The sequence below is a fragment of the Tenacibaculum sp. HL-MS23 genome, assembly GCF_032463465.1.
Taxonomy (GTDB): Bacteria; Bacteroidota; Bacteroidia; order Flavobacteriales; family Flavobacteriaceae; genus Polaribacter; species Polaribacter bernardetii.
The window spans coordinates 2172055-2184727 of record NZ_CP135989.1 but is presented as its reverse complement, the minus strand read 5'-3'; the positions used below and the strand labels follow the sequence as shown (position 1 = coordinate 2184727).

Sequence of the window (12673 nt, the reverse complement as noted above, 5' to 3'; positions counted from 1 at the left end):
TAATTTTTGTTTCGTTTTAAAGCTTAACTCGAGTATTATCCCTAAATTAAAACCCTTAAAAAGCTAACCGATTACATGCATGCAAATTGTTTTTATTTAAAACGGCATATAATTTGTAATTAATTAGGCACCTCAACGTCTATCTTATTAGATTAAAACAAAAAATTATGCGTAAAATATTTTTATTACTAAGCTTAACTTTTTTTATAAACTCATTTGGTCAAACAAGTGTTTTTAATACTTTACTAAAAGAACATGTTAATAGCACTGGATTTGTAGATTATAAGAAACTACAAAAAAATGAAGTTAAACTTGATTCTTATTTAAGCTATTTAAATAAAACAACACCTCAAAGAAATTGGTCTGCAGCAAAAACCAAAGCCTTTTGGGTAAACGCTTATAATGCTTACACGATAAAAATAATCTTAGATAACTACCCTTTAAAAAGTATTTTAAATATTAAAAAAGAAGGAAAGGATGCGTGGAATATTCCGTTTGCTAAAGTTGGAGGTAAAACTTACACTTTAAATCATATTGAGCATCAAATTTTACGTAAAAATTTTAATGATCCAAAAATTCATGTTGGTGTAAATTGTGCTTCAGGTTCTTGTCCGCAATTAGGTAATTTTGCTTTTACGGAAGCAAATTACGAAAGCAAAACCAATAACTTAATGAAAAAATTCATTAATGATTCTTCAAGAAATAAGATATCAGAAAACGACGTACAGCTTTCAAAAATTTTCGAATGGTTTAAAGGAGACTTCACCAAAAAAAGCTCTTTAATCGATTTTATCAACAAATACTCTAATACCAAAGTAGATGCAAAAGCAAATGTTAGTTTTTTAAAATATGACTGGAGTTTAAACGGAAAATAAATAAGATCATATCTTTTTAACAAGGAAACCTTTAAACAATTTGTATTTTTACTTTTCAATCTAAAAAAAACACATGTCAAAAACATATTACGATCCGGCGGACTTGCGTAAGTTCGGAAAAATATCAGAATGGAATGAAGAGCTTGGTACTAAGTTTTTTGATTACTACGGAAAAGTATTTGAAGAAGGTGCTTTAACAGCTCGTGAAAAAAGTTTAATTGCCTTAGCTGTTGCACATACAGAACAATGCCCATACTGTATAGATGCTTATACAAAAGATGGTTTAGAGCGCGGAATTACCAAAGAAGAAATGATGGAAGCATTACATGTTGGTGCTGCAATTAAAAGCGGTGCAACACTGGTTCATGGAGTTCAAATGATGAATAAAGTGAATAAGTTAGAAATGTAAAAACTATCTTCAAAAGTGTCTCTTCGAGAATTACTAAAATAAAGTTAGCTTTATTGAAAGTAGTGAACGTAGTTTATCAAGAGGTAATATTTAGCTCTCGACTGCTCTCGACTTGACAGAAACTAAAATATAAAGATGAAAAAGTCCCTTCAAGCAAGAAATAACGACTTGGCAAATACACAACGTCAATTAGAAATTTTATCAAACGGAATTTTCGCTAATGGAGAATTGCCAACGTTTGCTAAAAAAATAAAGGAAACAAATCAGTTTCCGCTTCGCCCTAAAAAGCTAGAAATTCTTCAAATTAACTTAGGTTATATGTGTAACCAGGTTTGTGCGCACTGCCATGTAGATGCTGGCCCTGATCGTAAAGAGATCATGACAACCGAAACCATGCAGCAATGCTTAGATGTTATTAAAAAAACAGAAGCACATACGTTAGATTTAACAGGTGGCGCACCAGAAATGAACCCTAATTTTAGATGGTTTGTTGAAGAAGCATCAAAAGCAGGAATTAAAGATTTTATTGTGCGCTCTAACTTAACTATTATAAGGGCAAATAAAAAATACTACGATTTACCTGAGTTCTTTAAAAAACACAATGTACACGTAGTTTCTTCAATGCCGCACTGGACACGTGGAAAAACTGACAAGCAACGCGGTGATGGTGTTTTTGATAAATCTATTAAAGCGCTTCAAATGCTGAATGATGTTGGATACGGAACTGAAGGGTCTGATTTAAAATTAGATTTAGTTTACAATCCATCAGGAGCTTTTTTACCTGGGGATCAAGCCGCTTTAGAGAACGACTTTAAAAAAGCTTTGAAAGATGATTTTAATATTGATTTTCACAATTTATTTGCCATCACAAACTTACCTATAAGTAGATTTTTAGACTATTTAATTGCTTCAGAAAATTATGAAGAATATATGCATTCTTTGGTAGAGGCTTATAATCCGATGGCTGTTGAAAACGTAATGTGTACAAATACATTATCGATAAGCTGGGACGGAAATTTGTATGACTGTGATTTTAATCAAATGTTAAACTTAAAAGTTAACTCGAAAGTAAAACACATTTCAGAATACAACGAAGAGTTATTACAAGATAGAGATATAATTATCAATCAACATTGTTATGGTTGTACTGCCGGCGCTGGTAGTAGTTGCCAAGGTGTTGTTGCTTAACTTTAATGTAACAATTTTTGTAAATAAGCCTAGCCCTGATTGAAGCATTTGTTTGAGCTCCTCGCAGAGAGCGAGTGCAGAAAGCAGGAAACAGCTTCTAATTATGTATAGTAAAATGAACAAACTTATTTTCTTTTTCTTGTTGATTTCTCTAAGCTCTTTTTCTCAGAAGGATTTAAATCAATTATTAAAAAAACACAACACTAAAAACGTTCCATATATATCTGTAGAAACTTTAGCTTTACCCAACACAAAAACCATTTTGTTAGACGCTAGAGAAGCCGAAGAGTTTAAGGTTAGTCATTTAAAAAATGCCATTTTAGTGGGTTATAATAATTTTAAGCTCTCAGAAATTACACAAAAATTACCCGACGATAAAGACGCTAAAATTGTAGTTTATTGCTCTTTAGGAATTCGTTCTGAAGCAATTGCTCTTAAATTAATAAAAGAAGGGTATACAAATGTTTATAATCTTTACGGAGGAATTTTTGAATGGAAAAACGCAAACTTTAAAGTACAAGATACTTTAGGTAATAATACAGAAAAAATACATACTTTTAACAAACGATGGAGCAAGTGGCTCTTAAAAGGAGAAAAAGTTTATGACTAAAAACTTATTATTAATCTTCACAAGAAACCCTGAATTAGGAAAAGCAAAAACACGCTTAGCCAAAACAGTTGGTGATGAAACTGCTTTAGATATTTACAAATTCCTGCTCGATAAAACCAAAGAAGTTACAACCAATTTACCTTGCGATAAAGCGGTTTACTACTCGGTTAAAGTTCGTGAAAATGATATTTGGAATAACGATGTATTTAAAAAACACCAGCAAGAAGGCGAAGATTTAGGCATTAGAATGTTAAATGCTTTTAAAGACGGATTTGAAGCAGGTTATGAAAAAATAATGATTGTTGGTAGCGATTTATACGATTTAACTCCAAATCACATCAACGATGCCTTTTCTAAACTAGATACTAATGATGTAGTAATTGGCCCTGCTGAAGATGGTGGTTATTATCTTTTAGGAATGAAAAATCTGCAATCCGCTATTTTTAAAAATAAAAAATGGGGCACAGCAACAGTAAGAAAAGACACACTTAAGGACTTACATAAAGTAAGCGTGCATTTATTAGAAGAACTTAATGATGTTGATGTTTTTGATGACATTAAAAACCACAAAGCATTTCAACACTTTTTATAAATAATGTTTTCTCGAGCGCAGTCGAGAGATTTTAATTAAGGTCTCGACTGCGCTCGACCTAACAAAAGAACTTAAATAAGTTCAGTACAAATGAAAAAACAACAACTACAAGAAACAACAGATTTTTTAAAATCTAACGGAATTATAAATCCTGAAATCGGAATTGTTTTAGGAACAGGTTTAGGAAAATTAGTTAACGAGATAAATATCGAAAAAGAAATCGCGTATGCTGATATTCCTAATTTTCCACAAGCAACAGTCGAATTTCATTCAGGTAAATTAATTTACGGAACTTTATCAGGAAAAAAAGTACTCGTGATGTCTGGGCGTTTTCATGTATACGAAGGCTACAATCTTTGGGAAGTTACCTATGGAATTAGAACAATGCATAGTTTAGGAATCAATACTCTATTAATTTCTAATGCTGCAGGTGCCATTAATCTTACTTATAAAAAAGGAGATTTAATGTTATTAGAAGATCATTTAAACCTTCAAGGAGGTTCGCCATTAGCATTTAAAGGAGCCAATGATTTCGGAAACATTTTTGCGGATATGCTTGAGCCTTATTCGAAAAAAATTAATGGTCTGCTGAAAGAAATTGCAATAGCAAACGACATTCAGTTACATGAAGGAATGTATGCAAGTGTTGTAGGTCCGCAATTAGAAACCAGAGCCGAATACCGAATGCTGCAAATTTTAGAAGCTGATGCTGTTGGTATGAGTACGGTACCAGAAGTTATTGTTGCAAAACAGTTAAATTTACCATGTGCTGCTATTTCGGTTTTAACAGACGAATGTGACCCTAAGGATTTACAACCTGTAGATATTGCCGAAATCATTGCTGTTGCTGGTAAAGCAGAACCAAAAATGATTACTTTATTTAAAGAACTAATTAATAAATTATAAAGTCATTCCGAACGAAGTTAAGGAATCTATTCCCTTATTATACTTCTTCGCATTAACATAAACACAAAACAAATGAGTTACTTAGAAACCACACACAATGTATATAAAGAAGCAGCTTTAACGCCAGATGTTGGCTTGTGCTGTACCACAAATCCTATTTGGGAATTACCTGGTTTAAAAATTCCTAAAATCATGCAAGAAATGAACTACGGTTGTGGTTCTACAGTACATGCACGCGATTTAACCAACAATCCAAAAATGTTATATGTTGGTGTTGGTGGCGGAATGGAATTATTACAATTTGCCTATTTCAACAGAAATAAAGGTGGGGTTATTGGTTTAGATGTAGTTGATGAAATGTTAGAAGCATCTCGCAAAAACTTTATCGTTGCCGAAGAACAAAACGATTGGTTTAAAAGCGATTTTGTTGATTTACGCAAAGGTGATGCTATGAACTTACCTGTTGATGATAATTCAATTGATGTTGCTGCCCAAAACTGTTTATTCAACATTTTTAAATCGGATGATTTAAAGAAGGCAATTGCAGAAATGTACCGAGTAATAAAGCCTCACGGAAAATTAGTGATGAGCGACCCTACTTGTGAGCAAGAGATGAATGAAGAATTACGTAACGACGAACGTTTACGTGCCTTATGTTTAAGCGGTAGTTTAACAATTGCCGATTATGTAAAAGCATTAACAGATGCTGGTTTCGGAACCATAGAAATTAGAGCTCGTAAGCCATACCGTATTTTAGACCCAAAGAATTATCCAACAGATGAATTAATTTATATAGAATCTATTGAAGTTGCCGCAATTAAAGATCCAATGCCAGCGGATGGTCCTTGTATTTTTACAGGAAAAGCAGCTATATATTACGGTGATGAAGATTATTTTGATGACGGATTAGGACATACTTTATTAAAAAATCAGCCACTAGCTATTTGCGATAAAACTGCCGCAGCTTTAAAAGCTTTAGGCAGAGATGATATTTTCTTCTCAGAATCTACCTATCATTATGATGGTGGTGGATGTTGTTAAAAACAGTAAAACCTATAAAGAACCTCATGTAATTATGAGGTTCTTTTTGTTTAATAAAAAAAGTTTTAACCTTCACCCCTTTTCTAATAGCTTTGCATAAAATTAGCTACTAGACAATAATATTAAAAAACAACAAAAATGAGAATACTCATAGCAATTTGCATCACTGCAATACTTACTTTATCTTCTTGTAAACAAAACATCAAAAAAGATATAACAGAAATAAAACCAGCTATAGCAACAAACAATATTCAATTTAAAAACAAAGCACATCAATTAGTATATCAAACGGTAGAAAAAACAGGTAATTACAGTAAACTTTCATCAAAGAAAGATGTGATTTATACGTATACTTATAAAACTCCGGATGGCAAAACAGATACATCAACCGAAAAATATATATTTAATAACGAGTTGTCTTATGGTTTGTATACTAAACACGAAAGAACGCTTACGCATTTATCAGGTAATATCGAGCAAGGTTATGATGGTAAAGAATTTTGGCTAAAAAATAACGGAAAAATTATTTTAGATTCTGTTGCTTTAAAAAGAGTTGCTTTTAACAGACCTACCAACTTTTATTGGTTTACCATGATTCAGAAATTATTAGATCCAGGTGTAAATTATGAATACTTAAAAGAAGAAAACATTGGTAATAACGAATATGATATTGTTAAAATTACGTTTAATTCTAAAGACAATAAACCAAAGGATGTATATCAATTATACATTAATAAAAACACTAAATTAATAGATCAGTTTCTTTTTACTGTTGTTGATTTTGGTAAAACTGATCCTTTTTTAATGAAATTGCAGTACGAAAATATTGAAGGCTTACTTATACCTACAAAAAGAAAATACAAAAACTCTAATTGGAATGCAGAAGTAACCAATAAACCTTGGATATTTGTAAACTGGACAAACATAAAGTTTAACAACGGTATAAAAATTGCTGAGTTTAAAAAATAAATTAAGAGTTCTTTAAAACTCTAAGTAATAAAAATCTTGAAAAACAGAATTTGACTAATAGCCTGATGAAAACATTTAAAGAAATATACCATAAGCTTATAGAAAAGAAAACTTTAATCCGTTTATTAAAATACGTAACGGCTTTGGCTATTTTTATATTGCTATTAATAATGCTACTATTCTCTTTGGTGTATTTTGAAGTGTTTGGCGCTTTACCTAACAACGAAAAATTATCATCTGTAATAAATGAAGAAGCCTCTTTAATATATTCTTCGGATGATGTAATTATCGGTAAAATCTTTACAGAAAACCGAACTAACATCAACATATCACAAATACCAAATCATTTAAAAGAAGCTTTAGTTGCTACTGAAGATAAACGTTTTTATACTCATAATGGTTACGATGGTCAGAGCTATGCAAGAGTATTATTTAAAAGTATTTTAATGCAAGATGCTTCTGGTGGTGGCGGAAGTACAATTACGCAACAATTAATTAAAAACTTATACGGACGAAAATATCACGGTTTTTTAAGCCTGCCCATAAATAAGATTAAAGAACTTATTATTGCTAGTAGAATGGAAGGCTTATATTCTAAAAACGAGATACTTCAATTGTATTTTAATTCGGTTCCTTTTGGTGAAAATATTTTTGGGATAGAATCTGCCGCTAATCGATTTTTTAACAAAAAGACAAATGAGTTAAATGCTGAAGAATCTGCGGTGTTGGTTGGTATGTTAAAAGCAAACACCTATTACAACCCAAGGTTGAACCCTGAAAATGCTTTAAGCAGAAGAAATATTGTGCTGCAGCTTATGAAAAACGAACAGTATTTAACTACCAAAACTACAGACAGTTTACAAAAATTACCACTCACACTAAGCTATAAAAACCTCGATTTAAAAACAACTGCTGGTTATTTTTCTTATCAAGTAAAGAAAAAAGCTATTAAAATAATAGATAGCATTAATAAAACAAGAAACATAAAACACAATATAGAGGCCGACGGTTTAAAAATATACACTACGTTAAATTACAAAGTTCAAAAAATCGCCGAAAAATCCGCTAAAGAGCAACTTATAGTTAAACAAAAAGAGCTAGATAAAGAATTACTATCAAATATTTTAAAAAACAGTTGGTTAAAAAAGAATCGTTTTTCTTCTGAAAAAGACAAACAAAACAAAACCTTTAAGTTGTTCGACTGGGACAGCACTAAAACAATAACAGGTACTAAAATTGATAGTTTATGGCATTATGCAAAAATGCTTAACGCGTCTGTATTGGTTACAAATCCTAAAAACGGAGCAGTAATTAGTTGGGTTGGTGGTAATAATTTTAAAATGCTTCCTTTTGATATGGTTTTATCGCATCGTCAAATAGCTTCTGCTTTTAAACCAGTTTTATATGCTACCGCATTAGAAAATGGTATTTCGCCTTGCGACTATTTTGACAACGAAGAAAAAACATATCCCGAATTTAATAATTGGAAACCTCAAAATGCCGATTATAAAACTACTCCAGATAATAAAGTTGCACTATGGAATGCCTTAATTCATTCTATGAATTTACCAACTATCGATCTTTATTTTAAGCTCGAAAGAGAATTATTAATCAATTACTGTGAAAAACTACAGTTTCCTAAAATTACCAATAACGCTCCGTCTATTGCTTTAGGAACCTTAGACTTATCATTGTCTGAAATAACAAAAGCGTACGGGAGCTTTGCTAATAATGGTAATATGAACGACTTGTACATGATTACTAAAATTACTGATAAAGAAGGTGCTATTATTTATGAAAGTAAAGAACAGAAGGCCGAAGAAGTCTTTAAAAAAGAAACTACTGAGACACTAACAGCTATTTTACAAAAAGCTGTTGATCAAGGTACGGGAGCTAAGATTAGAAACACTTATAAAATTAAAAGTCAGCTCGCTGCAAAAACAGGTACCGCGCAAGATTATACAGATGCATGGTTTCTTGCCTATACGCCCAATATTGTTTTTGGTACTTGGGTAGGAACTTCAAAAAACACCATACATTTTAAAAGCGGAAAAGGTTCTGGCTCGTCATTGGCCTTACCTATTGTTGCCAATATTATTAAAGAAATAGAGAAAGATGCCGAGCTAAGTAAAAAATACTTGACCGATTTTGATATTCCGCAAGATGTTTACGAATCAATAAAATGCCCTCCTTACAGACAAAAAGGAATTAAGGGTTTTTTTAATAGACTTTTTGGTAAGAAGAAAAAGAAGGAAGAGTAGTCTTTACATTTTTGAAGTGCTTAGTTTTATTTTTAACTTGTTTTACTATAACTTAGCTAACAACTGAGTTAGCGAATTTAAACTTGGGACATAATAAAATTAGCTATAATTTAAGATGAACGATACTTGGCACTTTTTAAGAGAGTTTGAAAGTAAGGATTTAGTAAAAAGATATATTAAAAAAAAATATGATTTTGAACTGAACTCAACTAAAGCATACGAAATAGTTTCTGCATTCAAACAAGGAAGAGGCTATTTTGACTCTGTTAAAGTTGCTAATATTTCAGTAAAACCTTTACTTCTATATTATGGAATTGTTTCTCTAAGTAGAGGTCTCATTTTAATTTTAAATAAAAAAGCAAGAGAAAACAATATTAAACCTTCTCATGGCTTAAAAATAACCAATTGGTCAAAAATTGCAGAGTCTGGAAAATTGGAAGATATTATTGTAAAAAGCTCTAATGGAACTTTCAAAGAATTAATTACTGCAACTAAAAACAAATCTTATTTTCGTGCTGGAAGTAATGGAATTAATTGGCACGCAGAATATCTTATCTATGAAGGTGACTATGAATTTAATTTAAAAGAATTATCTTATTCTTTTCCTGATTTAAAAAAATCTACTGAATCTTGGTTGGGGCTTAAAATTCCTTCAAGAAAATTAAATAATCTAAAACGTAAAGAAATTTCGAAAACAGAGATTGAGGTTCAGGGTAAAGAATTATTGAATATAATATTTCCTGATAACGTCTTCAGAAATTCTGTAATCACCGAGGGGAATTTAATTTCAAAAATAATTTATGACGGAAAATTTCACCCTCATTTATGTCAAAAATGGGCAAGTTCTTTTGATGTAATAGGTGCCCCCTATGTAATTCCACCCTTTAATGAGTATATATTTATGAATGATATATCTAAAATGTTCGCAATTTCATTTATTTTTGGAACGATATCAAGGTATTACCCAACCACTTGGAACAATATTAATAGCGGAATTAAAAACGACAGTATTCTTCCTTTCACAACTAATTTAATGGACTTCTTACAAGAAAAATATCCACAAATAATTATAGATTTTATCGAATCTCCCTTTGAGTTTGAAAAGTAAAAATTATTGCAAGAGATGATATTAAGTCGTTAACAAAATCTAAGCAAACAACGTAGCAAAAGCCTCTTCTATTTTACCAACCAAAACTAGTTTTATACCGTGGTTTTTAGAAGATATTTTATTGTATTTCGAGGCTACTAAAGTTTTATACCCTAGTTTTTCAGCTTCTAAAATACGTTGATCTATTTTAGAAACTGGTCGTATTTCTCCTGCCAAACCAACTTCAGCAGCAAAACAAACATTCGGATTAATCGCTAAATCTTGATTCGATGATAAAATCGCTGCAACAACCGCTAAATCAATAGCAGGATCATCTACATGAATTCCGCCTGTAACATTTAAAAAAACATCTTTTGCTCCTAATTTAAAACCTGCTCTTTTTTCTAGAACAGCTAAAATCATGTGCAATCTTTTTAAATTATAACCTGTTGTAGAGCGTTGTGGCGTACCGTAAACTGCGGTAGAAACCAAGGCCTGAATTTCGATCATTAAAGGACGAATACCTTCTAAAGTTGATGCAATTGCGGTTCCGCTTAAATCAGCATCTTTTTTTGAAATTAATATTTCAGACGGATTAGATACTTCTCGTAATCCGGTTGATAGCATTTCGTAAATTCCGAGTTCGGCAGTAGAACCAAATCGGTTTTTCTGTGAGCGTAAAATACGATACGTATGATTTCTGTCGCCTTCAAACTGTAAAACAACATCTACCATGTGTTCTAAAATTTTAGGACCAGCAATGTGTCCTTCTTTATTAATATGACCAATTAATAATACCGGAGTTGAAGTTTCTTTGGCGAATTTTATAAGTTCTGCTGAAGTTTCACGGATTTGAGAAATACTTCCCGGTGAAGCTTCAATAGAATTTGTATGTAGGGTTTGAATAGAATCAATCACCAAAACATCTGGTTTAACTTCTTCTATATTTTTAAATATTTGCTGTGTATTGGTTTCAGTAAGAATTAAGCAATTAGAATTTGTAGCTTCTAAACGTTCCGCACGCATTTTAATTTGCGACTGACTTTCTTCACCCGAAACGTACAATACTTTTTGGGGAATTTTTAAAGCGATTTGCAATAACAACGTCGATTTACCAATTCCGGGTTCACCACCTAATAAAACAACGGCACCTTTTACAATTCCGCCACCTAAAACAGTGTCTAATTCGTTATTTTTTGTTTCAACACGTTCTTCAGGGTTTAACTGAATATCTTGTACTCTTAAAGGTGTAGAAACTCTTTTTTTATTGTTTTCAGGACTTTTCCAAACTCGTTTTTCTTCTTTCTGAATTACCTCTTCAACAATGGTATTCCATTCTTTACAAGTATTACATTGTCCTGCCCATTGCGCATGTTGCGCTCCGCAGTTTTGACAGAAAAAAGTAGTTTTGGTTTTGGCCATTTAAAATAGATTGGAAGTTTTAAAATACTCAATAGTAATGTTCAAAGTTACAAACTAATATCTAATACTATTGATTATTTTTAGCGACTGTATAAATTTTATTCTAAAAAATATTGATCCCTAAAACTGAATTTATTTTAGTTTCTAATTTACCAAAGTTATGCGATGCTGAAATAAATTTAGTATGACGGTACTATGATTTTTATAATCACGAAAACAGCTTCTTAAACACGGCCGAACAAAAATAGTTTATAACTAAAATTTATAAAGAAACTGCGTTAGCGATTGAGCGGCATGTTTGAGCTCTTTTTTGTTTTTTAAAAAAAAGCGAGTAGCGAAAGCGCGACCTGGAAGGTAACGCCCTATTACTTTTTATTTTTATTGTAGATAGGTAATAACAAGAATGCTAAGCCTCCAAAAACAATAATCATTGCCGTTTGGGCTGTCCACATAATCCAACCAAAAGCGGTTGCTGGTTCTTCTGCAATACCAAATAAAGCCAATGCACCTGCAACAGCTACCGGATATAAACCGATACCTCCGTTGGTTGCTGCTATACTAAATCCGCCTGCAATAAAACCAATTAAAACACCTCCTAAAGGAACACTTAAGCCATCTATTGCGGGTATTGTTGCCCAAAACATAAGTATATACATTAACCAAATAAATACGGTATGAAAAATAAATGCCCATTTATTCTTCATTTTAAATATGCTCATAACTCCTTCAACTAATCCTGAAATAAAGTTTTTTATTTTTAGACCAATTCCTGATGTTGCTTTTTTTACATATCTCAAAAAGATAAATCCAACTAAGATAAGAACTGCTAATATCGCCCCTATTTTAAGTGGATTAAAATTCTTTGTTAATAATTCATATATAAAATCGAACTGTACAAATAATGTAATTGCGATGATACTTAACATCATAATTAAATCCGCCATTCTTTCGGCTACAATAGTTCCGAAGCCTTTTTCGAAAGGAATGTTTTCATAATTTGTCATAACCGCAGCACGAGAAACCTCTCCTGCTCTTGGCACTGCATAATTAACTAAGTATGCTACTAAAACCGACATGGTGCTATTACCAAAGTCTGGCTTATATCCCATTGGTTCTAGTAAAAATTTCCAACGATATGCTCTAGACAAGTGACTTAAAATTCCGAAAAATAACCCTAAAGCTATCCACCAATAATTTGCCTCTTTAAAGTAATCTAACAAAGTTGCTATAGACACTTTTGATAAAGAGTACCAAACCAAAAAACCTCCCAAAACGAGAGGTAGTATAATTTTTAATGCTTTTTTAATATTCAA

Annotated in this window: 12 protein-coding genes; 10 read left to right on the top strand and 2 right to left on the bottom strand. The window is 31.7% G+C overall.

Features of this window, described 5'->3' with window-relative positions; genetic code table 11:
• Positions 1 to 167 precede the first annotated feature (167 nt).
• From RRF68_RS10180 to RRF68_RS10135, 10 genes are all read left to right on the top strand, one after another.
• Positions 168 to 875, top strand: coding sequence for a DUF547 domain-containing protein (locus RRF68_RS10180; protein WP_315944275.1), 708 nt, complete (start codon positions 168 to 170; stop codon positions 873 to 875).
• A 73-nt stretch (positions 876 to 948) separates the two neighbouring features.
• Complete coding sequence (locus RRF68_RS10175) at positions 949 to 1284, top strand: arsenosugar biosynthesis-associated peroxidase-like protein (protein ID WP_218772019.1); 336 nt, start codon at positions 949 to 951, stop codon at positions 1282 to 1284.
• A gap of 135 nt (positions 1285 to 1419) precedes the next feature.
• Positions 1420 to 2472 carry an arsenosugar biosynthesis radical SAM (seleno)protein ArsS gene (gene arsS, locus RRF68_RS10170; RefSeq protein WP_315944274.1) on the top strand — a complete coding sequence of 351 codons (1053 nt, stop codon included), beginning with the start codon at positions 1420 to 1422 and terminating at the stop codon, positions 2470 to 2472.
• A gap of 115 nt (positions 2473 to 2587) precedes the next feature.
• The gene (locus RRF68_RS10165) at positions 2588 to 3082 is read left to right on the top strand and encodes a rhodanese-like domain-containing protein (protein WP_315944273.1); all 495 of its coding nucleotides are present in this window, start codon (positions 2588 to 2590) and stop codon (positions 3080 to 3082) included.
• Positions 3075 to 3674 carry a TIGR04282 family arsenosugar biosynthesis glycosyltransferase gene (locus tag RRF68_RS10160; protein ID WP_315944272.1) on the top strand — a complete coding sequence of 200 codons (600 nt, stop codon included), beginning with the start codon at positions 3075 to 3077 and terminating at the stop codon, positions 3672 to 3674. Before RRF68_RS10165 ends, RRF68_RS10160 begins: the two co-directional genes overlap by 8 nt.
• Before the next feature lie 90 nt (positions 3675 to 3764).
• The gene (locus RRF68_RS10155) at positions 3765 to 4580 is read left to right on the top strand and encodes a purine-nucleoside phosphorylase (protein ID WP_315944271.1); all 816 of its coding nucleotides are present in this window, start codon (positions 3765 to 3767) and stop codon (positions 4578 to 4580) included.
• A 72-nt stretch (positions 4581 to 4652) separates the two neighbouring features.
• On the top strand, positions 4653 to 5621 hold the full coding sequence (arsM, locus tag RRF68_RS10150) for an arsenosugar biosynthesis arsenite methyltransferase ArsM (protein ID WP_218772014.1): 969 nt from the start codon (positions 4653 to 4655) through the stop codon (positions 5619 to 5621).
• Between the two features lie 138 nt (positions 5622 to 5759).
• Positions 5760 to 6590, top strand: coding sequence for a hypothetical protein (locus tag RRF68_RS10145; protein WP_315944270.1), 831 nt, complete (start codon positions 5760 to 5762; stop codon positions 6588 to 6590).
• 65 nt (positions 6591 to 6655) lie between these two features.
• A complete protein-coding gene (locus tag RRF68_RS10140) occupies positions 6656 to 8851 on the top strand; it encodes a transglycosylase domain-containing protein (RefSeq protein ID WP_315944269.1) in 2196 nt (731 codons plus the stop codon).
• A 115-nt stretch (positions 8852 to 8966) separates the two neighbouring features.
• Positions 8967 to 9959 carry a YaaC family protein gene (locus tag RRF68_RS10135; protein WP_315944268.1) on the top strand — a complete coding sequence of 331 codons (993 nt, stop codon included), beginning with the start codon at positions 8967 to 8969 and terminating at the stop codon, positions 9957 to 9959.
• Between the two features lie 39 nt (positions 9960 to 9998).
• Here RRF68_RS10135 and radA read toward each other — a convergent pair whose 3' ends face one another.
• Positions 9999 to 11360: a DNA repair protein RadA gene (gene radA / locus RRF68_RS10130; RefSeq protein WP_315944267.1), complete on the bottom strand. Its 1362-nt coding sequence runs from the start codon at positions 11358 to 11360 to the stop codon at positions 9999 to 10001.
• Between the two features lie 365 nt (positions 11361 to 11725).
• Entirely contained in the window at positions 11726 to 12673 is a 948-nt protein-coding gene (locus tag RRF68_RS10125; RefSeq protein WP_315944266.1) for a lysylphosphatidylglycerol synthase transmembrane domain-containing protein, read from the bottom strand.

Excerpts from the sequence above, each read along its gene's own strand:
- RRF68_RS10180 (WP_315944275.1), top strand. The coding sequence starts at position 168 with ATGCGTAAAATATTTTTATTACTAAGCTTAACTTTTTTTATAAACTCA.
- RRF68_RS10175 (WP_218772019.1), top strand. The coding sequence starts at position 949 with ATGTCAAAAACATATTACGATCCGGCGGACTTGCGTAAGTTCGGAAAA.
- arsS (WP_315944274.1), top strand. The coding sequence starts at position 1,420 with ATGAAAAAGTCCCTTCAAGCAAGAAATAACGACTTGGCAAATACACAA.
- RRF68_RS10165 (WP_315944273.1), top strand. The coding sequence starts at position 2,588 with ATGAACAAACTTATTTTCTTTTTCTTGTTGATTTCTCTAAGCTCTTTT.
- RRF68_RS10160 (WP_315944272.1), top strand. The coding sequence starts at position 3,075 with ATGACTAAAAACTTATTATTAATCTTCACAAGAAACCCTGAATTAGGA.
- RRF68_RS10155 (WP_315944271.1), top strand. The coding sequence starts at position 3,765 with ATGAAAAAACAACAACTACAAGAAACAACAGATTTTTTAAAATCTAAC.
- arsM (WP_218772014.1), top strand. The coding sequence starts at position 4,653 with ATGAGTTACTTAGAAACCACACACAATGTATATAAAGAAGCAGCTTTA.
- RRF68_RS10145 (WP_315944270.1), top strand. The coding sequence starts at position 5,760 with ATGAGAATACTCATAGCAATTTGCATCACTGCAATACTTACTTTATCT.
- RRF68_RS10140 (WP_315944269.1), top strand. The coding sequence starts at position 6,656 with ATGAAAACATTTAAAGAAATATACCATAAGCTTATAGAAAAGAAAACT.
- RRF68_RS10135 (WP_315944268.1), top strand. The coding sequence starts at position 8,967 with ATGAACGATACTTGGCACTTTTTAAGAGAGTTTGAAAGTAAGGATTTA.
- radA (WP_315944267.1), bottom strand. The coding sequence starts at position 11,360 with ATGGCCAAAACCAAAACTACTTTTTTCTGTCAAAACTGCGGAGCGCAA.